This window comes from Synechococcus sp. NB0720_010 (assembly GCF_023078835.1).
GTDB lineage: Bacteria > Cyanobacteriota > Cyanobacteriia > PCC-6307 > Cyanobiaceae > Vulcanococcus.
In genome coordinates, this window is the sequence record NZ_CP090898.1 from 1,958,549 (window position 1) to 1,979,034 (window position 20,486).

Here is a 20,486-nt window from a genome sequence, read left to right on the forward strand (position 1 = left end):
GGCCTTGACCCCGAGGTATGCACACCGTGCATGACCCCTATAGGTCTGATCAATCCCCAGAACTGGGTAGGGCAGGGAAGCGCAGCCGCAGCAAGGCGCCTCCTTGGGGGCTGGTGGCAACGTCCAGCTGGCCGCTGTGGTTCTCCATGGTGGTTTGCACCACAAACAGCCCCAGGCCACTGCCGCTGGCTTTGCTGGTTTGCAGGGGGAGTTGATCGAGCAGGCTTTGCGGCAGGCCCGGTCCGTTGTCGGCGACCTCCAGGCACCATCCATCTCCTTGGGCCTCGATGCTGATGCCAATCCAGGGCTTGGCAGTCTGGGCGTCGATCAGGGCCTCGGCGGCGTTGCGCAGCAGGTTGACGATTGCGATTTGGATCTGCACCGCATCGCCTTCAATCCAGGCGGGGGCGTCCTCGCGTTCCAGGGCCATGCTGTCGATGGCCACGCGGGCCGTGCTGCCCCCCGAGCGGGCGTAGAGCAGGGCGCTCTGGCTGATCTCCCGCAGGTTCAGGCGCTGATGCTCCGTCTGGACGTTCCTCAGCAGGGCACGCATCTTCTCGATCGTGAGCACGACGCGATCGGCTTCGTGGCGAATGCCCTCCACCTGTTGCTTCCAGCCGCTGGGGAGCGCGCTGAGGTCGACGTTCTCCGTCTGCTTGATCAGCAGCTGGCTGTTGAGCAGCAAGACGCTGAGCGGTTGATTGATTTCGTGGGCCACGGCCGCAGCCTGCAAACTGCTGCGCAACTTGTCTTTCAGCAGCGCCAGGGTTTGGGCATCGCGGTAGCGCTCTTTCTCTCGCGCTTCCGCCAGGCTGGCTTCCCGTTCCCTCAGCTCGCTGGTGAGGCGGTTGTAGCCATCCACCAGTTGCCGTAGGGCTCCATCCAGAGAGACCAGTTCTTCTCCGGACTGCTCGGTCACGCCGCTGTGGAACTGCAAACTCTCCGGCTGCAGTTGTGATGTGGCTTGACTGAGCTTCTGGCTGAGTTGCTCGGAGGTGCTCTCGAGCTGGCGTAAGGGATAGAGCAGGCTGCGGATCTGTCTGTTGGTCATGGCTGCCGCTCCGGCCAGGGCTCCGGCTGAGGCCAGCAAGGCGATGAGGGCGTTCCGGTCAGCAGCGGCCGTGCCGGGCTCCACCGTGAGGCTGGTCAGCAGGATCCAATTCAGTCCTTCATCGGTGCCCCAGGGCGTGGCCACTAGGGAATAGGGATTGCCATTGATTTGGGCGCGCTCGGGTTTGCCGTTGGCTCCCCCCTTGAGCCGTTGATGGAGGGCTTGCGCCATCGGGTCGCTCAGCGCGGCCAATCGGGAGCGCTCCACCTGGCCCTTACTGCGGCTGAGGGTTTGGCTGGGTCTTGAGCTCGCCACCAGGGTGCCGTCGGGCTCCACGATCAAGGCCAAACCATCGCGGCCCTTCCAGACCTGCTCGAGCCAGGTGCTCAGTTGGGAGAGAACCATGTCGACCCCCACCACCCCAAGCAGGTTGCGGTTGGCTCCAAAGAGGGGCGCGTTGTAGGAGATCGAGAAAATCTCGGGCTGGTCTTCCCAGGCGTAAATCGAACTCCAGAGGGGTTTGCCTGCTTTGGCCGTGTCGGTGTACCAGGCTTCCTCGTGGGTTTCGGTCATGCCTGGAATGCGCTCCAGCAGCTCACCCCGTTGTCCCTGCTTCATTGCATAGACAGCCATCGATCCCCGGCCGCTGCGACTGGTGTCTTCGTTGAGCAGCAGCTCTCCGTCATCGCTGCGCTCCATGCCGATGAAACGGCCGTCGGCTCCGCCGTAGTTGATGTAATCCACGGGGAAGGCACGCATCTGGTTCCAGAAGCGCTCGGCCATCGCCGCATACTCCGAAACACGTCCTGGGTTTTGCTCCAGCCAGGCGAGGTTGAGGGTGTTGATCCAGCGGGGGTAGCTGAGCTTGCGGGAGAGACGCGTCGAGAGTTCCACCACCGAGGCGTTTTGGCGATAGGTCTCGCTGATCTCCAGGCCGCTGCGTCGGCCGATGGCGAAACTCAGCACGCTGAGGCTGCCTCCGACGAGCACGAGCTGAAGCGCGCTCAGCAGGGCCAGCCGATTGGCCAGTTTTCTGGGGGTGCTCAGCAAGCGACGTGGAGCCATCTAGGTGTCTTGGGCAATGGTGAGGGGGGCGAGCCGCGAGGCTTGGTGCACCAGTTCGGCGCCAGAGAGTCCCAATTTCTGGGCGATGGCTTTGCGGTGGGTTTCCACCGTGGCGATCGATAGGGCGGTCTCTTTCGAGATCTCCTTATTGCTGAGGCCTCGGCCAATCAGGGCATAGATCTCCTGTTGGCGCGGTGTCAGCGTTGCGATGGGTTGCGGCACCAGTTGCTCGAGAACCTGATGCAGTTGCTGGAAGGCGGCTGTCTTGTCCACAACGCCGCAGATTTGGCTCAGGAGCTCAGGCGGACAGACAAAGCTGGAGGCCTGGCCGGAGAGCACCACAACCTTGGACTCCGGCGACCGCCGATGCAGGGCCCGGGCAACGTCCAATCCCTCACCATCCGGCAGGGCCAGATCGAGCACAAGCAGGTCGGGTGCATCCAGCTCGCAGAGCTCCTGGGCTTCTTGGCAGCTGGTCGCTGAGCCGATCACTTCAATGCCGGCCATGGCTTCCAGTAGCGAGCGCAGCAGCTGAAGAAACATCAGCTGGTCTTCCACGATCAAGCAACGCAGTGATTGTGGGGGTGTTCCGCTCAAGAAGGCCGACGGATTCGTGGTTGAAAATTACCAACCAGCAGGTTCAAGCCGCTCGCCAATCTTGTGGTTCTTCATCAAGGTATCGGCTGAAATGTGTATCACTGGCGCCCCTGATCTGGCCCGCGTGCGGGTCATTGCAATAAAAAACCGGCTTGAGAGCCGGTGGGGTGACAAGTCTGGTGCCGCTTGACTTGTCGGTGATTTTTGGAAGCCCTTGACGAGACTTGAACTCGTGACCTCTCCCTTACCAAGGGAGTGCTCTACCGCTGAGCTACAAGGGCATGTGGAAGGTGGGCCGGGTTGGATTTGAACCAACGTAGGCAGAGCCAGCGGATTTACAGTCCGCCCCCATTAACCACTCGGGCACCGACCCGAACCACACCCCAAGAACTTACCAGCCGGTGGGGCCCCACTAGGCACTCTCCCTACGATCGCCGCAGTGGACCTTGACCCTGGCCGGCACCGATGCATCTGCTGTTGCTGAACGGCCCCAACCTCAACCTGTTGGGACAGCGTGAGCCGGGGCTCTACGGCGCCGACACCCTCGATGCCATCGAGCAGCGGCTGGGCGCAGAAGCAGAGGCGCTGGGTGTCCAGCTCAGTTGCTTTCAGAGCAACCACGAGGGAGCCCTCGTCGATCGGATCCATCAGGCCCGCGGCCAGGTGGACGGGATCTTGATCAACGCCGGAGCGCTCACCCATACCTCGATAGCCCTGCGGGATGCCCTGCTGGGGGTAGCCATCCCCTATGTGGAGCTGCACCTGAGCAACGTGCATGCCCGCGAGGCCTTTCGGCATCAGTCCTATCTGGCCGACAAGGCGCTAGGGGTGATCAGCGGCTTTGGGCCGGCCAGCTATTCCCTGGCGCTCCAGGGCTTGGTGGCCAAGTTGCGGACGCAGCCATGACCGTGCTCTTGGAGAGCCGGGCGGCGCGGGTGAAGTGGCTGGCGGCCCCCAGCTCCCAGGCCTGGCTTGAGCAGGCCGTGGCCCGCGCTGATCTGGTGCTGATTGACCACGCCCACTGCGAACGCAAGGCGGCGGGGGTCGCCCTGCAGTTGATGTTCCGCTATCCCTCCGATGAGTCCTTGGGCGCGCAGCTCAGCGCCCTGGCCCGCGAAGAGCTGGAGCACTTTGAGCAGGTTCTGGCGCTGCTGCAGCGCCGGGGCATTCCCTTGAAGCAGCTGCCGGCTCCGGCCTACGGCTCCAGCCTGATGGCCCAGGTCCGCAAGGCGGAACCCCAGAGGATGCTGGACACCTTTTTGGTGGCGGGCTTGATCGAGGCCCGCAGCCATGAGCGCATGGCCCTCTTGGCGGCCCATAGCCCGGATGCGGAGTTGCAAGCCCTCTATGGCGAGCTCTTGGCCAGTGAGGCCCGCCACTTCGGGCTCTATTGGGTGCTGTGTGAGCAGCGCTTTGGCCGGGAGGTCACGGTGGAGCGCCTGCGGGAGCTCGCTCAGTTCGAGGCCCAGGCCCTCAGCGGCAGCTTGGAGCGTCCGGAGTTGGTTCGGATGCACTCGGTGGGCATCCAGCAGGCGTGAAATTCCACAAAGACTGCGGCAGCTGTGGACTGGAGGCAGCGCTGGGTCTGCTGAAATCCCATCCCGGCTCGGGCTGTTGTGCTTTCCCTCGAACAGCTCGCCACGCTGGATCTTTATCTCTGGCTCGAGCGTGAGGACGAGGCTGCCCGGCGGCTGAATCTGCACCAAACCTCGGTGTCGCGCCAGCTGCGGGGGGCGCTGAAAACCCTGAACCTGAAGCTCGATCGCAGCGCTCCGCACAAGGGCCTGCTGGGTGAACTGGAGTTGCTGCAGGCCGAACGCCGGGTGCACCAACTCGCCCGCTTGCGGGGGCTGATGCCCCTGCGGCTGGATGCGGCCTTCAGTTCCGGACCCTGGTTCGCGCCGGGATTGCCCCAGGCCTGGATCAGCGGCAATTTCGATCTGCCAGGGAAGAGCCGCCCGCTGGCCTTGCTGCAGGACCGGGTGATTGATGCCTGGATTGGCAGTTATCAACCGGACATGCCAGAGCCCGATGACCCGCTGTTTTTCAGCGTGGACCTGCTGCGCTTTCCCGTGTATCTGACGGCGGCCCCAGATCACCCCTTGGCCCGCGAGCGGCAGATTTCCTCGGGTGATCTCGCGCGCTTCCCCAGCCTGGCTCTTCCTTCGGGTTGGTTCCCCAAGACCGAGGCCAAGCTCAAGGCCCAGGGGCTCTGGAGCGACACCGTTCGGATTCAGCGCTACGACCCCGCCAGCTGGGAGGGCCGCAGCGCCGATGGGGTGACAATGCTCTACGGCACCTCCTTCTCCGACAGCCTCCAGCCCGGCAACGTCCGTTTGGATTGGGACATGCGGCACAGCTCCGGGGACACCCTGGTGGTGCGCCGTGACCTGATCGATCAGCCCGCAGTGGCGGAGTTGATCGAAGGGCTGCAACAGCGTGCTGTGGCTCTTTCGGCGGTTTTTGAGGATGTCGCCTTGGCGGCTTAGTTCAGACGGGGGAAGCGATCGGCGATCGGGTCGCCGCTGAACTGCGCCACCCAGCCCTCGGGGTTGTCAAAGAAGCGAATGGCGCAGAAGCAGGGCTCTGCCCCCATGTCAAACCAGTGCTTGGTGCCGGCTGGCACGCTGATCCAGTCATCGGCTTCGCAGAGCACCTGCAGCACCTCCTCGCCGATGTGCAGGCAGAAGAGCCCTCGCCCTTCGACAAAAAAACGCACCTCGTCTTCGGCGTGGGTGTGTTCGGCGAGGAACTTCTGGCGCAGGGCGGCGCGCTCGGGATGGTCCGGGGTCATCCGAATGGCATCGACCGTCGGGTAGCTGCCCCGGGCTTGGACCGCTTGGATCTCCCGGGCGTAGGCCTTGAGTACGTCCTCGGGACCCGCACCCGCCGGGAGCGCCTCACGGGCCGGCCAGCGCTCGAAGCCGATACCCCGCTCAGCGAGTTCAGCGGCAATGACCGCCGGATCGTTCGTCGTCAGCTTGGCTTGTTGCTCGGCCTCGCCGAAGACCTGCAGGTCGCTCATCGCCCAGCCCGCTGAATCCCATCACCCTAGAAAGGGGTCGGTTGAGCCCCCTTCGATGTCCTCCAGCGCGATCCTGCGCGTCTTGGCAGACGCTGCCACGGCGGCCAAGCCTGGGGTCACCCTGGTGGGGGTGGGTCCGGGTGATCCCCAGTTACTAACAGTGGCGGCGATTCAGGCCATCGCCTCGGCGGCCGTGGTGGCCTATCCCGTGGCAAGACCCGACGCCGAGGGCATGGCGGCCCAGATCGCGGCGCCCTGGATCTCGGCTGCGCAACGGCGGCTGCCATTGCTGTTCCCGATGGTGGCGGAGGCGGAGCCGCGCCAACGGGCCTGGCGGGAGGCGGCCGATGCCCTGGCGCTGGCCGTAGAGCAGGACCAGGCGGTGGTGTTGCTGTGCGAGGGGGATGCCTCGCTCTATGCCAGCTGTTCTTATGCCCTGCTGTCCTTGGCCGATCGCCATCCAGGGGTGCCTGTGGCTGTGATTCCTGGGATTACCGCAGCAGCGGCGGCGGCGGCGGCGGCTTCGGCCCAAGGCTTCCCTTGGCCCCTGGCCCTGCAGCAGGAGGGTCTGATGATTCGCCCCACGCCTGAGGATCCAGAGGCCCTGGAGGCTCTGTTGGATTGGGCGCGCCATCAAGAGGTGGTGTTGGCCCTGCTCAAATTGGGCCGCCGCTGGCGCTGGGTGCAACCGCTCCTGGAGCGTCGCGGTCTGCTCGGCGGCAGTCTGTTTGCCCAGCGGGTGGGCTGGCCTGATCAGCTCTTAGCCCCGGCCGATTCGATCCCGGCGGACGAGCAGCCCTACTTTTCACTGTTGCTGATCCGTCAGGGTTGGCCCAAGGTTCTGCCCTAGAGGAGCTGTTGCCATGAGCGCCATTGACTGGTTTGCCCTGCTCCACCCGGTGCTGGTGATCCTGTTCGTCTATCCCCTGATGGGCGCGACGGTTCGTCTGGGCCTGCTGGTGCGCGAGAAGCGCCTGGGCATCACCAAGCAGCCCGAACCGGTGCCGCAGGAGCACGCCGACCACGGCCTTTGGCTGACGGTTGGGGTGGTCGTGGCGGTGCTGATTGCCATCGTCTATTCGTTCAGCAAGGCCTATCTGGAGGCCGGTGCGGACTTCAGCGGCGGCGCCGGCCGCTACGGGCTCCTGCTGCTGGTGTCGGCCGGGACCCTGGTGGCCCTGGCGGCTCTGCTGCGGGTGCACCGGGCGATCTGGCGGGCGAGTTTTGCGCTGCTCTGCTGGGCCGGAGTCCTGGGCCTGGGCAGTCAGGCCGAGATCTGGCGTCTCTCCGACAATCCATTCGGGGCGGGGTTCTGGAGCTCCCACTACTGGGCGGGCGTTCTGCTGAGCGGTCTGATGCTGTTCACGCTCTCGGCGCGGCCGGAGATCAAGCGCAACCCTCGGCTGCGGCAGCTGCACATCAGCGCCAACGTGCTGATCCTCCTGTTGTTTGCTGTGCAGGGGGTCAGCGGCACCCGGGACCTGCTGCAGATCGGTGCTTACTAGCTGACGAGGGCCGCGGCGGTTTGATCCAGGAGTGCGATGGCGTCGGCGGGCGTGGGTGCCCGCATCAGGGCGTGCCGCAGTTGCGGGGCGCCCGTGAAGCCATTGCAGGTCCAGCCCATGTGTTTGCGGGCGATCAGCAGCCCGTGGTCGCCCTTGGCGGCCACGAGGGCCTGGAGTTGTTCCTTGGCGAGCAGCACCCGCTCAAGCGCTGAGGGGGCCTCTGGGATCGGCCGGCCGCTGAGGGCCGCATCGATTTGGCCGACGAGCCAGGGGGCCCCCATGCTTCCCCGCCCCACCATCACCCCATCGGCGCCGGTTTGCTCCAGGCAGCGCAGGGCATCGGCGGCGGAGTTGATGTCGCCGTTGGCAATCACAGGGATCGCCAGGGCGTGTTTGACAGCGGCGATGGCTTGCCAATCGGCGCTTCCTTTGAAGCCCTGTTCCCGGGTGCGGCCATGGAGGGTGAGCAGCTGGGCCCCGGCGCTCTCCAGTTGACGGCACCAGGCCACCGGGTCGAGGTCACTGCCGCACCAGCCCAGCCGGGTCTTCACGGTGACTGGGATCGAGACGGCCGCAGAGACCGTCTCCACGATGCGGCTGGCCAGATCGGGTTCGCGGATCAGGCCGCTGCCGCCCCCTTTTTTGGCGATCTTTTTGACCGGGCAGCCCATGTTGATGTCGATCAGGAAGGCCCCGGCGGCCTCCGCCCTGCGGGCTGCATCGGCCATCGACTGGGGCCGGTGATCAAACAGCTGAACGCCGATGGGCCCCTGCTCGAGGGCCAGCTCCTCGACCTTTTGCAGGCCATGGCCCAGCTCCAGGCTCGTGGCGTTGACCATCTCGGTGAACAGCAGGGCATCGGGCGCCCAGCGCCGCACCAGCCCGCGGAAGATGCGATCGCTCACACCCGCCAAGGGCGACTGCAGGGCGCGGCAGCGCAGCAGGCGCGGTGTGCCCTGGCCGGACAGCTGAATCGCTTCGGAGGTAGTGGCGGGCGTGATCATGGTGATCCGATTCTCGGACTCCAGGTCGATGCCCATTCCCTACCCCCTTAGCAGGGCGCTGCTGGAAGCGGTGTTGGAGGACCGCACCAACGATCGTTTTGTGTGTGAATTGATCTGGCCGCGCCTGGGATACGAGCAGAACGGCGAGGGGGTTTGGAGCGCCGGCCCGGCGACGGAGGCCAGTTGGCTGGAGTCCTTTCCAATCGAGCCCCAGTTCATTGCCGAGCGTCCAGCCAGCGTGGCCCTGACCCGGTCGGTTCCCAAGCCCTACAAGCAGCTGCTCAAGGAGCAGCTGGGCTTTGGCGGCTACCGGATTGGCGGCCTCTATCCACGCCGCACCCGCCGGGCCACCGCCGTGAACTGGCTGCTGGCCCACCTGGCGGAGCGGGGCGAACCCCTGCCCGCTAGTGGTCCGATGCCTCCTTTGTTGGAGCAACCCGCTGATCCGGTCCAGGGGCATCCAGGCGACCTGCCGATTGGCTAATCCCCGGGCTCGCGGGGGCCTGATGGGCAGGGAGGGCCAGGACCCATAGGCCCACGATCAACAGCTCCAGGCTCAGGAGCTGCAGGATCTGGCTTGAAGGCCCTCCCCGCATGGCTCAGGCCTGGATGCTGACGGGTGTTCCCTTGGGTGTGTTCTCAAACAGCCAGCGGGCATGGGGGCTGGGGATCCGAATGCAGCCGTGGCTGCGGGGCACGCCAAAGGCCTCATTGGCCTGCTCCTGCCAGGGGGCTCCGTGCATGCAGATCATTCCGTTCTGGGTGATGCACATCGCCCAGGGCACGTTGGGCGCGACATAGCCCCGGCCGCGCATGGTCACGCTCTGGTACTTGTCGTAGACCTGGCCAACACCCATCGGTGTGGGAGTGGAGCCTTTGCCAGTGCTCACCAGCACCGTGCGAACGAGCTCTTGTTGTTGGTTGTAGACGTAGAGCTTCTGGTCGGAGAGATCGACCACGATCGAGGCAATCAGTTCCACCATCGCGGGAGACCGCCGTCGGGCGGGGGACAGAACACCCTTCCTCTAGCGAGACTCGCCTGGTCTTGCTTTGAGACTGGCGGAAAGATTTTCGCTTCTGCCGGCCTGTAGGGTCGGATTACGGCAGTTGTTGCGATAACTCTTTGGCGTTGCCCGTCGTTGCCATTATTGGCCGCCCCAACGTGGGCAAATCCACCCTTGTGAACCGCCTCTGCCGTAGTCGCGAGGCCATCGTTCACGACGAACCCGGTGTGACCCGCGATCGCACCTATCAGCAGGGCTATTGGCGGGATCGCCATTTCAAGGTGGTCGACACCGGTGGTCTGGTCTTCGACGACGACAGCGAATTCCTGCCGGAAATTCGTGAGCAAGCGAACCTCGCCCTCTCCGAGGCCTCAGTTGCGGTGGTGATCGCCGATGGCCAGCAGGGGCTGACGGCTGCAGATGAGTCCATCGCTGAGTGGCTGCGGGGGCACAACGTTCCGGTGCTTCTGGCGGTCAACAAATGCGAGTCCCCTGAGGCGGGCCTCGCCATGGCCGCCGAGTTCTGGAGCCTGGGACTCGGTGAGCCCTTCCCGATCTCCGCCATTCACGGCGCTGGGACCGGCGATCTGCTCGATCGGATGGTGGACCACCTGCCTGCCGCCGAGGAGTTGGAGGGGGAGGAGCCCATCCAGATGGCCATCGTGGGCCGTCCCAATGTCGGCAAGTCCAGCCTGCTGAACGCGGTCTGCGGCGAGAAGCGGGCCATTGTCAGTCCGATTCGCGGCACCACCCGCGACACGATCGACACCTCGATCGAGCGGGAAGGGAAGCCCTGGAAATTGCTGGATACCGCCGGTATTCGCCGCCGCCGTTCGGTGAATTACGGGCCGGAGTATTTCGGCATCAACCGCAGCTTCAAGGCGATCGAGCGCTCCGATGTCTGTGTGCTGGTGATCGATGCCCTCGATGGCGTCACCGAGCAGGATCAACGCCTCGCGGGCCGCATTGAAGAAGAGGGGCGCGCCTGTGTGGTGGTGGTCAACAAGTGGGACGCCATCGAAAAAGACAGCCACACCATGCCGGCCATGGAAAAAGAGCTGCGGGCCAAGCTCTATTTCCTGGACTGGGCTCCGATGCTCTTCACCTCGGCGCTGACCGGTCAGCGGGTGGAAAGCATCTTTGCGATCGCCGCCGTTGCTGTGGAGCAGCATCGCCGCCGCGTCAGCACCTCGGTCGTCAATGAGGTGCTCAGAGAAGCGGTCAGTTGGCGCTCTCCGCCCACCAGCCGCGGCGGACGTCAGGGCCGGATTTACTACGGCACCCAGGTGGCCGTTCGCCCCCCAAGCTTCACCCTGTTCGTCAACGACCCGAAGTTGTTTGGGGACACCTACCGTCGCTACGTCGAACGGCAAATCCGTGAGGGTCTGGGCTTTGAGGGGTCGCCGCTCAAGTTGTTCTGGCGCGGTAAGCAGCAGCGCGATGCGGAGCGGGATCTGGCGCGGCAGCAGGCCAGGGGACGCTGACGGCCTGAGCCGGCTTCAGCCCTGATGGATTGGTTGCGGCAGATCCCCATCGGCCAGTACGTCGATGGAACCAGCAGCTGGCTGCGGCTTCTCGATGCCCGCCTGAAGCTGGCCTGGACGGTGGCGTTTCTTCTGACCCCGATCCTGGCTGGACCCTGGTGGCGGCTGGCCCTGGTGGGTCTGTTGCTGCTGTTCACCGCCTGCAGTGGGCTGCCCTGGCGCCTCTGGCGCCGCACCCTTCCCTTGCTTCTCGTCCTCTCGGTGTTGGTGGGAGCCCTGGCGACGACCCTGCCGACGGGATCCCTGGCGCCTGCCTCCTTGAATCGTCCTCCCCAGGAATTGGAGTTGGGCTCCGATCAGCAGGGCCTGCGTTGGGAGTTGCTGCGGCTGGGTCCGGTGCAACTGGGCCCCCTGCCGCTGGGTCCGTTGGTGGTGACCCGCCGCTCGGCGGAGTTGGGGATCAACAGCGCCACGCTCCTGTTCACGGTGATTCACAGCGCCAACCTGCTGCTGCTGACCACCCCGCCGGAGGAGTTGGTCTGGGGCTTGAGTTGGTGCATCGCTCCCCTGGGTCGCCTGGGGGTTCCGGTGGAGCGTCTGGGCTTCACCTTGCTGCTGGCTCTGCGTTTTCTGCCGCTGGTTCAAGAGGAGTTCCAGAACCTCCTGCGCTCCCTCGCCACCCGTTCGGTCAACCTGCGGCGCTTGGGCTTTCAGGCGTCAGTCGGCCTGGTCCTGGCCTTGGGGGAGCGGTTGCTGGCCAACGTTTTGTTGAGGGCGGAGCAGGGGGCGGAGGCCCTGTTGGCCCGGGGCGGTCAGTGGATGGCCCCCTCACAGCTCCTGCGCTCCAGGCTTCGTGCCCCCGTGCTTCAGGCCTTCGGCTGGATGGGCTTGCTTGCCGTTCTGGTGCTGCGCTGGCGCTTCGGTGCGCTTTGATAGACGGTTGGCCGACCTTGGCGTGTGAGCAACGAGCGCTATCTCAATCACCCCACCTTTGGCTTGCTCTATCGCGTCGCAGAGACGGGCGATGGCCGCGAGGTCTACGCGACCCTCTACGCCCAGAGGATGTTTTTTCTGGTCATGGTGCAGGGCCGCAGCGTCGAATTTGAGGTCATCCCCTTGATGGATGCCCGCCATCTAGCCGAGCAAAATCTCAATCGCGCCCGCCGAGAAGGTCCCGAGGTGCATGCCAGCTGGCGACAATTGTTCGACAAGACCTTCATCTAACCGTTGGGCATCTAACTGTTGGGCACTTCCCCTGCTGCAGATCGTCTTGCAGCCCTGTCTGCACAGTTGCCCTCCCACACCCGCTTGCTTGCGGTGAGCAAGGGTCACCCCGCCAGCAGCATTCGCGCGTTGGCGCAAGCCGGGCAACGCAGCTTTGGTGAAAGCCGCCTGCAGGAGGCCACGGTGAAGCAGCAGGAACTGGCCGATTGCGTTGACCTGGATTGGCACTTCATCGGCCGTCTGCAGGCCAACAAGGTGCGGCCGGTCCTGAAGCACTTCAGCGTGATTCACTCCGTGGACTCCTTGACCCTGGCCGAGCGGATCTCGCGGATTGCAGGAGAGGAAGGGCTGCTGCCCTCCATCTTTCTTCAGGTGAAGCTGCGCCCCGATCCCAACAAAGGGGGCCTCTCCGTTGAGGAATTGGAGCGGGAATGGCCGCGGCTCCAGCAGCTGCCGCACCTGCGGATTGTCGGTCTGATGACCATGGCTCCCCTGGAGGTGGAGGGGGCAGAGCGGAAGGCGTTATTTGCGGAGTGTTCGGCTCTGGCCAAGCGCCTGGGTCTGGCCGAATTGTCGATGGGAATGAGCGGTGATTGGCCCGAGGCGGCCGCCGCTGGGAGCACCTGGGTCCGGGTGGGTTCAGCCCTCTTTGGACCGAAGCTTTGAAACCGGCATGAAAGCCAACAATGATCCGCTGAAACCCTTGTCACCGCTCGCGTGGGACGCTATCTAGGTTGAAAGCCAAATCCGAGGTTTCACGGTGTCGTTGTTCTCCCGCCTGCGTGCAGTTGTTTCCGGAGACGATTACCTCGACGGTTATGAGGACGACGATCTCGATTACGACCAGGGCGACATGCCTGAAACCAGTGGTTCGACCCCCTCTGGTGCACTCGCTCTGACCAGCGATTTCGATTCCGTTGATCCCTTCGCTGGGAGCAATGTGATTGGCATGCCCGGCATCTCCACCTCGGCGGCTGAGGTCACCTTGATGGAGCCCCGCAGCTTCGACGAGATGCCTCGCGCGATCCAGGCCCTGCGTGAGCGCAAGACCGTGATCCTCAACCTCACGATGATGGAGCCCGATCAGGCTCAGCGCGCCGTTGACTTCGTCGCCGGCGGCACCTTCGCCATCGACGGCCACCAGGAGCGCGTCGGCGAGAGCATCTTCCTGTTCGCCCCGAGCTGCGTCACCGTCACCAGCGCCGGCAGTGAAGAGGCCTCTGCCCCCACCGTGGCTCACCGCGAGAGCGTTGATGAGCCCCAGCAGGACATCGCCCCCACCCCCGCCTGGGGTCGTGAGTACGGCGCGAACGTCGGTTGAGCCTCACCTCCCCCTCGACCTTCGGGGTGATTGGCCTGGGCCGCATGGCCCAGGCTTTGCTATTTCCGTGGCTGGAGAGCGACCTGGTGCAGCGTGCTTCGGTGCGCGCCGTCGTCGCCTCCCAGGCCTCGGCCCAGCGTCTACAGACTGAGCACGCGGGCCTTTCGGTGAGCGTCGATGGCCGTGAAGCCTGGGCGGCTCCGGTTGTGATGCTGGCGGTGAAGCCTCAGCAGCTCGAGGCCGTGGCAGCCGCGGCTCCAGCCCCCGCTCCCGGTGTATCGCCGCTGCTGATTTCCGTGTTGGCGGGGGTGAAGCTCGAGCGTTTGCAGCGCCTGTTCCCCGGCTGGCGTGTGGTGCGCTCCGTTCCCAACACCCCCTGCCTGGTGCGCGCTGGCCTGACGGCCTTGGCCTGGGGCGAGGGTCTTGAGGCCGAGCAGAAGGATTGGCTGCTGGAGTTGTTTGCCCAGGTGGGTGAGGTGCTGGAGCTGCCTGAAACGCAGCTCGACGCTTTCCTCGCGCTGACCTCATCGGGCCCCGCGTTTGTGGCCTTGGTGGCTGAAGCCATGGCGGATGGGGCGGTGGCCTCCGGCCTGCCGCGGGCGCAAGCTCTGCACCTGGCCCATCGCACCTTGGCGGGGACCGCCGCGCTGTTGCATGAGCAGCAGTTGCATCCCGCCCAGCTCAAGGACATGGTGACCAGCCCGGGCGGCACCACCATTGCCGGCGTCCGCGCCCTCGAGAGCTCAGGTCTGAGGTCCGCCTTGATTGAGGCTGTCGTGGCGGCCGCCGAGCGCAGTCGCGCGCTCGGTTAGGCCTCTTTTTTCTTGTCCCCCAGGCGGGGCTCGGTGCCCGCAGCGATCCGGCTCAGGTTGCTGCGGTGGCGCCAGATCACCAGCACGGCGGCGACGATCGAGAGGCTTAGGTAGGCCGGACGGATCGCCTCTCCCAGGGAGGCGAAGCGCGCCAGCATCAGCAGAGGCAGGCTCAGGGCGGCGAGCACGCTCGAGAGGGAGACGATGCGGCTGACGCTGATCACCGTCAGGAAGACCCCGAAGGTGGCCAGGCCGACGGGCCAGGCCAGGCCCAGCAGCATCCCCAATCCAGTCGCAACGGCCTTACCCCCACGCCAGCCCAGCCAGATGGGCCAGATGTGGCCGGCCAACGCCGCTAAACCGGAGGCGACCACCCACCAATCACTCAGGGCGTTGGTGCCATCGGGCTGGAGTAGGGCTTTGGCCAGGAGCACCGCGGCGGTGCCCTTCAGCACATCGATCAGGAACACCACCAAAGCGGGGCCCTTGCCGATTTGGCGCAGGACGTTGGTGGCGCCGGTGGAGCCGGATCCCAGGGTGCGGATGTCGACTCCCTTGAGCCAACGCCCAGCCAGGTAGCCACTGGGGAATGAGCCCAAGAGGTAGGCCAGAGCCAGGGTGAGCAGAGGCGCGATCACGAAGTCGGTCACAGCAGGTCATCCTCCAGGGCGAGCTCGGTGGGGCTGCCGGCAAAGGCGAGCCAGACCGGGAATTGCAAGATCGGCACCTCGACGGCCGGCTCGGCCGCGTCCACCACGATGAAGGGGAGTTCGCCGCGCTCCTCCAGGCGGTCGGCCCGTTCGATCAGGGCATCGGCGCGCTCGAAGAGAACAATGCCGCTGCTCGGCCCAAAGTCTTCGCGGTTCAGGCCCAGGCAATCCTGCAGGCCCCGGCGCCATTCCCCGAGGCGCTCGGGTATCCCCGCCAGCACCAAGGTCTGGAAGCGCTCGCCGTAGAGCTCGCCCAGGATCGAGATGGCGGCGGCGGTGGTCAGGGCATTGCGGTTGCGGCTGCCGCAGCTGGGTTGGGCTCCGCGGCCCCCTTGGGCCAGGAACCAGTCCTCCAACAGGGCCGCGCCGCCGGGCTCCAGGCTCCGGCGCAGTTTCCAGGGATCGGCGTAGAAGTCGGCCTGGCCTTGGAAGCTCTCGAGGCGATCGCGAATCAGCGCTTCGTCATTGCTGAACAGCCCCGCCGGTGCCGGAGCCGGGATCTCAGCCGCCGCTGTGGCTTGCGCTTCAGCGGCTGCAGCCTGATCCAAGGGAGAGGGCTGGACCACCAGGGGCTGGACCACCAGCTCCATCTGTTCTGCGGAGACCGCCAGTTCCTGGAGGGCTCCCACCAGATAGTCCTGGAACCCCTTCACCCGCCGGGCGATGGAGTCGGATTGGCCGGCAAAGCTGCTTTGGATCTCCTGCTGCAGTTGATCCCGGCGGCTGCTGAGCTCACTGATCTCCTGCTGCAGGGCATCGCGCTGCTGCCGCAGTTCGCTGGTGGCTAGGGCCGTCCAGTCGTCCGGTTGTGCTGGGTTGGTGGCGTCGTCGCTCATGGCTGGGCGCTCACGTGGTGGTTGAGCTGCTCGCGCAGGCTGTTGGCATCAAACAACACGGGCAGGAAGTGAATGCTCTGCTGTTCACGGAAATAGAACAGCACAGGGAATTGCCCCCAGAACACCGTCCAATTGAGCCATTCGCTGTAGGGGAAGCGGCGCAGGACGCTCTCGCCCCGCCAGACGATCAGGGCCTCAGCGCAGAACTGCAGGCGCAGGATCTGACTCTGGACCAGCAGGAACAGGCCAAAGACGCTGACCAGCGCGGCGGCCCAGACGTTGAGCAGCAGGCACGCCAAGCCCAGCAGCAGGACCCCCAGGGGCACCCAGATCCGCGGGGCCAGGATCGTGCCCTGATCAGGGTTCGGACCGGATCCAGTCACGGTTGCAGGACTCATGAACCGAAGAGCAATTGGGTCAGGACCACATCCATCAAGGACACGGTCACCAGGATCATCACCACGGCGCCAGTGGTGCTGGTGCCGACTTCCTTGGGGCCGCCCCTGGTCGTGAGGCCCCAGCCGCAGGCGATCACGGCAATCTGAAGGCCGAAGACACCGGCCTTCAGCAGCATCGCCGGCAGGTCCGAGGGCTGCATCCAGCCGCGCACGGAGGTCCAAAAGACATCCGGCGGGATGTTGTAGAGGATGGCGCTGCTGACTTGACCCGACCAGATCGCCACCCCGAAGAAGGCGAGGCATTGGACAGGGGTCATGACGACCATGGCCAGCAGACGCGGGACGACGAGGTACTGGACCGGGTCGGTGCGCAGCATCGTGATCGCGTCGATCTGTTCGGTGACCTTCATGGTCCCCAGTTGGGCGGCATAGGCCGTGGCCACCTTTCCGGTCACCAGGGTGGCAGTGAGGATCGGTGCGATTTCACGGGCCAGGCCCAGGGCCAGGATCCCGCCCACGGTTGATCCCGCGCCCTGCTTGACGAGCTCTGAGGCGGCCTGGATGTTGAACACCGTGCCTGCCGCCAGGCCGGTGATCAGGATGATCAGGAAGCTGCCGGGACCCGCCTCCATCAATTCGGCGATGAGGTCATTCGGGTTGATCTGGCCCTTGGCCAGGGCCGAGACGGCTTGACCGCCAATCAGCAGGCTTTCCCCCAAGCGGGTCAGCCAGCGGGGGCGAAGCCAGGCGGGAAGGCGGCGGGCAGGCATGCGATGGGGTGGCTAGCTGGCTTGAAGATGCAGGCCCCTCTCGGGCCAGCGGCGCGTCACCACTAGCCCAAGAACCACCAACACTGCGGGAATGATGCCCATGCACAGCCGGATCGCCACTAGGGCGCTGGCTGGTTGGGCGGTGTTGGCGAGGGCTTCGTCGTAACCGCTGGCGCTGAGGACCATGCCCAACAGGGCAATGACGACGCTGATGCAGACCTTTTGGGCCAGGACCATCCAGGCGCTGTACTGCCCGGCGGGCTTCTCCGGGTCCGCGTCGATGGCATCGGGCAGCAGCGACCAGGGAATGAGATAGGCCGTTGAGGCGCCGATGCCGGCCAAAACGATGGTGACCACCAGCAGGACCAGCTTCAGCAGGTTGCCGGTGGCCAGCAGGGGCAGGCTGCTGTTCAGGGGCTGGAGCACCATCACCAGAAGGCAGCCGATGATCCAGAGCAGCCCCCCCTGGCGCAGGGCCTGAAGGCGTCCGGCTCGATGGGAGACGTTGTTCCAGAGCCAGAGCCCCCCAAGGGAGCTGAGCAGGAAGGGCAACAGGATCAATTTGCTCAGCCCCTCGGGCACCTGGAGCACGACCGGAAGGAAGAAGAGTGAGACGGCCTGCATCAGCTGCAGGGAGCACCAGAGCAGCAGATAGAGGGCCAGCACCATTAAGAAGCGGCCGTTCTGGGCCACCCGCCGCAGCAACTTGCGGGTGGTTCCGGGGGTGGGTTCAGGCCGTTGGCAATTGCGGGCGGCCGGCAGCAGGCCCCAACCGCAGAGCAGGCCCGAGAGGCTGATGATCACGCCCGAGACCAGGCCAACCGGCAGATAGGTGGAGGGATCACGAAGATCGCTCACCAGCACCCCCGCCAGCAGGGCCGCGGTGATCGTGGCCAGGATCGAGCCGGTGAAGCGGGAGGTGTTCAGCCGGGTCCGCAGTCCGACGTCGGTGGTGAGTTCGGCCGCAAGGGCTGTGTAGGGGAGATTGACGCAGGTGTAGAGGCTGTTGGCGACCACGGAGACCACCAAAAAGACCCAGAACTTGGTCCAGATGTTGTCCCAGGGGGGCAGCCACCACATCAGTGCCATGGAGGCACCCAGGGGAACGGCGCTCCAGAGGATCCAGGGGAGACGTGGGCCGAGTTTGGTGTTGATGGTCTTGTCGCTGAGCCAGCCGACGATCGGGTCATTGACGGCATCCCAAAGCCGTCCGAGCCCATAGGCCAGGCCGGCGAGCCAGGGGGGAAGACCCGCGGCGACGTAGAACCTCAGTAAATAGAAGCCAATCAGGGAGGCGCCCATGCCCGTGCCGACGTCCCCGAGGCCATAGGCCCAGAGCAAGCGTTGACGTGGTCTGCCCCGCAGATCGACGGCATCGCTAGGGGCTTGAGGCGTGGCGGCCAAGGACGCTGTCCCGAACGCAGGTCATAATGCTCTAGTCAGCGCGAAACCCGATCCGCTGGCGTTCAGCACCGAACGCTCCTAGTGCGTTTGTACTGCTGCGGGCTTAGTTTAGTGGTAAAACCTCAGCCTTCCAAGCTGATGATGCGGGTTCGATTCCCGCAGCCCGCTTCCCTCTAGAAGCAGCTCTGCTCCACGAGCAGCACCAGGCTGCGGCTCTTCATGGCCTGGGTTGCACCGTTCCAGGCTTGGGGGTCGGCGGGTGCAGCATCGGCCTCAGCGGTATTGATCACCTGGCGCCAGCCGTGATTCACCTTGGGCACATCGAAACTCAGGTCCTCGCAGTAGGCGTTCATCCCGCACCAGATCAAGGGGCCCCGCTGACGGTCGTTGAGACTCCAGGCCAGGGTGTGGGACCAGCTGGCCCAATCGGGTTGTCCGAGTTTGGGGCCGTGCCATTGGCGAATGAGGTGTCCCGGCTGATCGAAGCGGGGGGACTTGGCCTCGGCAGGGGGCACCTCGGGATTGAACAAATCAGCCCATTGGTGGCGGATCTGAATCAGCCGTTGCAGGAACCGTTTGAGCTCGAGGTCCTCCGCGTCCGGTGCCCAATGCATCCAGCCGAGGATGTTGTTCTGGCACCAGGTGTTGTTGTTGCCGCCCTGGCTGCGGCGCACCTCGTCCCCCATCAGCAACATGGGAACCCCGGGGGCGAGCAGCAGGCTCGCCAGCAGGTTGCGCAGTTGCCGATTCCTTAGGGATTGGATGTCGGGGTCGCTGCAGGGCCCCTCGGCGCCGTGATTCCAATTGTTGTTGTGGTTATCCCCGTCGCGGTTGTCCTCCCCATTGGCCAGGTTGTGCTTACCGCCGTAGCTGACCAGGTCGTTCAAGGTGTAGCCGTCATGGGCGGTTAAGAAGGTGATGCTGCGCCCCAGGACGGCTGGTTGGCCGCCGAAGAGATCCGGACTGCTGCTCAGGCGTTGGCCCATGGCCCAGCAGCTCTTGTCATCTCCCTTCCAGAAGCGACGCACGTCATCGCGGAAACGGCCGTTCCAGCTGCCAATGCGCTTGGCGGGGAAATCGGCCAGGCGATAGAGGCCGCCGCAGTCCCAGGGCTCACTGACCAACTTCAGATCGGAGAGCTCGGGGTCGGCTTCGATCTCTTCAAACAGTGGTGGCTTGTCGAGGGGGGCCAGTTCTTCCCCGCGGCTGAGGGCGATGCCGAGGTCGAAGCGGAAGCCGTCGACCCCCAGCTCCAGGGCCCAGCAGCGCATCGATTCAAGAATCAGGCGCCGCACCAAGGGCCGGTTGGCCGCAATGGAGTTGCCGCAGCCGCTGACGTCGAGGTAATCGCCTTTGGCGTTCTGGTGGTAGTAGAGGCGGTCGTCAATTCCGCGCCAGCTCAGGGTTGGGCCGGCCTGGTTGCCCTCGCAGGTGTGGTTGTAGACCACATCCACCAGCACCTCGAGGCCGGCCTGGTGGCAGGCGCTCACCAGTTGCCTCACCTGATGGCGGATCTGTAGGGGATCGTCTCCCTGCTGGTAGCCGTGATGGGGGGCCAGCCAGCTGAGGGGGCTGTAGCCCCAGTAGTTCATCCGTCCCTCGGGTGCATCGTGGGGGTCGAACGCCATCACCGGCAGCAGTTCGACCGTGGTGATGCCGAGGTCCTTGAGATAAGGAATGAGTTCGATTAACCCCAGGTAGGTCCCCTGGGCGTCCGGGGTGACTGGGCTGCCCTGGCCGCGGCTGAAGCCCCCCACGTGCAGCTCGTAAATCAGCGTGCGCTGCCAGCTGTGGCGCGGTCTGGGCGCCGCTTGGAAATCAAAGCGATCCCGCTCGGTGACGACCCCCTTGAGGCACTTCGCCGTATTCGGCATCCCGCCGAGGGCATCGATTCGGCTGTAGACATCCCACCCTGTGATTGCACGGGCACAGGGATCAAGGAGCAACTTGGACGGGTTGTAGCCGTGGTTCCCCGGTTGCAGGGGGCCAAAGACTCGGTAGGCGTAGCAGCAGCCGATGCCGACGCCCTCGACCTCCACGTGCCAGATGTCGCCGGAACGGTGGCTGCTGCTCAGCTCAATCGTTTGCTCGGGTTCACTGGCGTTGCCATCGCGAAACAGCAGCAGCTCAATCCGGCTGGCACTGGGAGCGGCCAGGGAAAAGTTCACCCCCCTGGGCGTCGCTTGCGCCCCAAGGGGCCAGGGCTGTCCGAGGTGGATCGAAGCCAACGGATCCTGGGGGCTGCCACCACAAGCTAAAGGTGGTGGAGCGGTTGT

General features: G+C 65.0%; 23 protein-coding genes and 3 tRNA genes. 13 read left to right on the forward strand and 13 right to left on the reverse strand.

The features are described from left to right. Window positions 1–49 precede the first annotated feature (49 nt). The 4 genes from LY254_RS10265 to LY254_RS10280 all read right to left on the reverse strand — a co-directional run bounded on the left by LY254_RS10265 (window position 50) and on the right by LY254_RS10280 (window position 3,086). Window positions 50–2,116, reverse strand: a complete 2,067-nt coding sequence (locus LY254_RS10265) for a sensor histidine kinase (RefSeq protein WP_247476986.1) — start codon at window positions 2,114–2,116, stop codon at window positions 50–52. After that, window positions 2,117–2,659, reverse strand: coding sequence for a response regulator transcription factor (locus tag LY254_RS10270; protein WP_247476987.1), 543 nt, complete (start codon window positions 2,657–2,659; stop codon window positions 2,117–2,119). A gap of 263 nt (window positions 2,660–2,922) precedes the next feature. Continuing rightward, a tRNA-Thr gene (locus LY254_RS10275) sits at window positions 2,923–2,994 on the reverse strand. A gap of 10 nt (window positions 2,995–3,004) precedes the next feature. Further along, window positions 3,005–3,086 (reverse strand) — tRNA-Tyr (locus LY254_RS10280). 92 nt (window positions 3,087–3,178) lie between these two features. Between LY254_RS10280 and aroQ the strand changes: the two genes are divergently transcribed. The 3 genes from aroQ to LY254_RS10295 all read left to right on the forward strand — a co-directional run bounded on the left by aroQ (window position 3,179) and on the right by LY254_RS10295 (window position 5,202). After that, complete coding sequence (aroQ, locus tag LY254_RS10285) at window positions 3,179–3,619, forward strand: type II 3-dehydroquinate dehydratase (RefSeq protein ID WP_247476988.1); 441 nt, start codon at window positions 3,179–3,181, stop codon at window positions 3,617–3,619. Further along, window positions 3,616–4,251: a tRNA-(ms[2]io[6]A)-hydroxylase gene (locus LY254_RS10290; protein ID WP_247476989.1), complete on the forward strand. Its 636-nt coding sequence runs from the start codon at window positions 3,616–3,618 to the stop codon at window positions 4,249–4,251. The genes aroQ and LY254_RS10290 overlap by 4 nt, the downstream gene beginning before the upstream one ends. Window positions 4,252–4,329: 78 nt before the next feature. Continuing rightward, window positions 4,330–5,202, forward strand: a complete 873-nt coding sequence (locus LY254_RS10295) for a LysR substrate-binding domain-containing protein (protein WP_247476990.1) — start codon at window positions 4,330–4,332, stop codon at window positions 5,200–5,202. Here LY254_RS10295 and LY254_RS10300 read toward each other — a convergent pair. Further along, complete coding sequence (locus LY254_RS10300) at window positions 5,199–5,738, reverse strand: acireductone dioxygenase (protein WP_247476991.1); 540 nt, start codon at window positions 5,736–5,738, stop codon at window positions 5,199–5,201. The genes LY254_RS10295 and LY254_RS10300 overlap by 4 nt on opposite strands. Window positions 5,739–5,793: 55 nt before the next feature. On the opposite strand from LY254_RS10300, the gene LY254_RS10305 reads away from it, so the two are divergent. Together LY254_RS10305 and LY254_RS10310 are read left to right on the forward strand one after the other, a co-directional pair. Next, window positions 5,794–6,588, forward strand: coding sequence for a precorrin-2 C(20)-methyltransferase (locus tag LY254_RS10305; RefSeq protein ID WP_247476992.1), 795 nt, complete (start codon window positions 5,794–5,796; stop codon window positions 6,586–6,588). Window positions 6,589–6,601: 13 nt separating this feature from the next. Continuing rightward, window positions 6,602–7,243: a DUF4079 domain-containing protein gene (locus tag LY254_RS10310; RefSeq protein ID WP_247476993.1), complete on the forward strand. Its 642-nt coding sequence runs from the start codon at window positions 6,602–6,604 to the stop codon at window positions 7,241–7,243. On the opposite strand, the gene dusB is transcribed toward LY254_RS10310, so the two are convergent. Continuing rightward, entirely contained in the window at window positions 7,240–8,247 is a 1,008-nt protein-coding gene (gene dusB, locus LY254_RS10315; RefSeq protein ID WP_247479868.1) for a tRNA dihydrouridine synthase DusB, read from the reverse strand. The genes LY254_RS10310 and dusB overlap by 4 nt on opposite strands. 28 nt (window positions 8,248–8,275) lie before the next feature. On the opposite strand from dusB, the gene LY254_RS10320 reads away from it, so the two are divergent. Further along, on the forward strand, window positions 8,276–8,731 hold the full coding sequence (locus tag LY254_RS10320; RefSeq protein WP_247476994.1) for a DUF1823 family protein: 456 nt from the start codon (window positions 8,276–8,278) through the stop codon (window positions 8,729–8,731). Between the two features lie 115 nt (window positions 8,732–8,846). On the opposite strand, the gene LY254_RS10325 is transcribed toward LY254_RS10320, so the two are convergent. Continuing rightward, window positions 8,847–9,230 carry a L,D-transpeptidase gene (locus tag LY254_RS10325; RefSeq protein WP_247476995.1) on the reverse strand — a complete coding sequence of 128 codons (384 nt, stop codon included), beginning with the start codon at window positions 9,228–9,230 and terminating at the stop codon, window positions 8,847–8,849. A gap of 140 nt (window positions 9,231–9,370) precedes the next feature. Here LY254_RS10325 and der point away from each other — a divergent pair, with 140 nt between their 5' ends. The 6 genes from der to proC all read left to right on the forward strand — a co-directional run bounded on the left by der (window position 9,371) and on the right by proC (window position 14,092). Then, on the forward strand, window positions 9,371–10,735 hold the full coding sequence (gene der / locus LY254_RS10330; RefSeq protein WP_010315124.1) for a ribosome biogenesis GTPase Der: 1,365 nt from the start codon (window positions 9,371–9,373) through the stop codon (window positions 10,733–10,735). A 24-nt stretch (window positions 10,736–10,759) separates the two neighbouring features. Next, window positions 10,760–11,668, forward strand: coding sequence for a CbiQ family ECF transporter T component (locus tag LY254_RS10335; RefSeq protein WP_010315129.1), 909 nt, complete (start codon window positions 10,760–10,762; stop codon window positions 11,666–11,668). 24 nt (window positions 11,669–11,692) lie between these two features. Continuing rightward, window positions 11,693–11,959 carry a PipX family protein gene (locus tag LY254_RS10340; RefSeq protein WP_247476996.1) on the forward strand — a complete coding sequence of 89 codons (267 nt, stop codon included), beginning with the start codon at window positions 11,693–11,695 and terminating at the stop codon, window positions 11,957–11,959. A 66-nt stretch (window positions 11,960–12,025) separates the two neighbouring features. After that, window positions 12,026–12,625, forward strand: coding sequence for a YggS family pyridoxal phosphate-dependent enzyme (locus LY254_RS10345; protein ID WP_247476998.1), 600 nt, complete (start codon window positions 12,026–12,028; stop codon window positions 12,623–12,625). Window positions 12,626–12,719: 94 nt separating this feature from the next. Next, a complete protein-coding gene (locus tag LY254_RS10350) occupies window positions 12,720–13,280 on the forward strand; it encodes a cell division protein SepF (protein WP_247477000.1) in 561 nt (186 codons plus the stop codon). Further along, on the forward strand, window positions 13,277–14,092 hold the full coding sequence (gene proC / locus LY254_RS10355; RefSeq protein WP_371820462.1) for a pyrroline-5-carboxylate reductase: 816 nt from the start codon (window positions 13,277–13,279) through the stop codon (window positions 14,090–14,092). Before LY254_RS10350 ends, proC begins: the two co-directional genes overlap by 4 nt. Here proC and plsY read toward each other — a convergent pair. From plsY to LY254_RS10380, 5 genes are read right to left on the reverse strand one after another with little or no spacing between them, the layout of a single operon-like run. Continuing rightward, a complete protein-coding gene (plsY, locus tag LY254_RS10360; protein WP_247477002.1) occupies window positions 14,089–14,742 on the reverse strand; it encodes a glycerol-3-phosphate 1-O-acyltransferase PlsY in 654 nt (217 codons plus the stop codon). The genes proC and plsY overlap by 4 nt on opposite strands. Next, window positions 14,739–15,638 (reverse strand): DUF3086 domain-containing protein, encoded by a 900-nt coding sequence (locus tag LY254_RS10365; RefSeq protein WP_247477004.1) that lies wholly within the window; start codon window positions 15,636–15,638, stop codon window positions 14,739–14,741. The genes plsY and LY254_RS10365 overlap by 4 nt, the downstream gene beginning before the upstream one ends. Further along, complete coding sequence (locus tag LY254_RS10370) at window positions 15,635–16,036, reverse strand: DUF3119 family protein (RefSeq protein WP_247477005.1); 402 nt, start codon at window positions 16,034–16,036, stop codon at window positions 15,635–15,637. The genes LY254_RS10365 and LY254_RS10370 overlap by 4 nt, the downstream gene beginning before the upstream one ends. Further along, complete coding sequence (locus tag LY254_RS10375; protein ID WP_010315145.1) at window positions 16,033–16,806, reverse strand: ABC transporter permease; 774 nt, start codon at window positions 16,804–16,806, stop codon at window positions 16,033–16,035. The genes LY254_RS10370 and LY254_RS10375 overlap by 4 nt, the downstream gene beginning before the upstream one ends. Before the next feature lie 12 nt (window positions 16,807–16,818). Next, the gene (locus tag LY254_RS10380) at window positions 16,819–18,147 is read right to left on the reverse strand and encodes an MFS transporter (RefSeq protein ID WP_247479873.1); all 1,329 of its coding nucleotides are present in this window, start codon (window positions 18,145–18,147) and stop codon (window positions 16,819–16,821) included. Between the two features lie 160 nt (window positions 18,148–18,307). On the opposite strand from LY254_RS10380, the gene LY254_RS10385 reads away from it, so the two are divergent. Further along, window positions 18,308–18,378 (forward strand) — tRNA-Gly (locus LY254_RS10385). Between the two features lie 5 nt (window positions 18,379–18,383). On the opposite strand, the gene LY254_RS10390 is transcribed toward LY254_RS10385, so the two are convergent. Further along, a complete protein-coding gene (locus LY254_RS10390; protein WP_247477007.1) occupies window positions 18,384–20,438 on the reverse strand; it encodes a glycogen-debranching protein in 2,055 nt (684 codons plus the stop codon). Window positions 20,439–20,486: the final 48 nt, after the last annotated feature.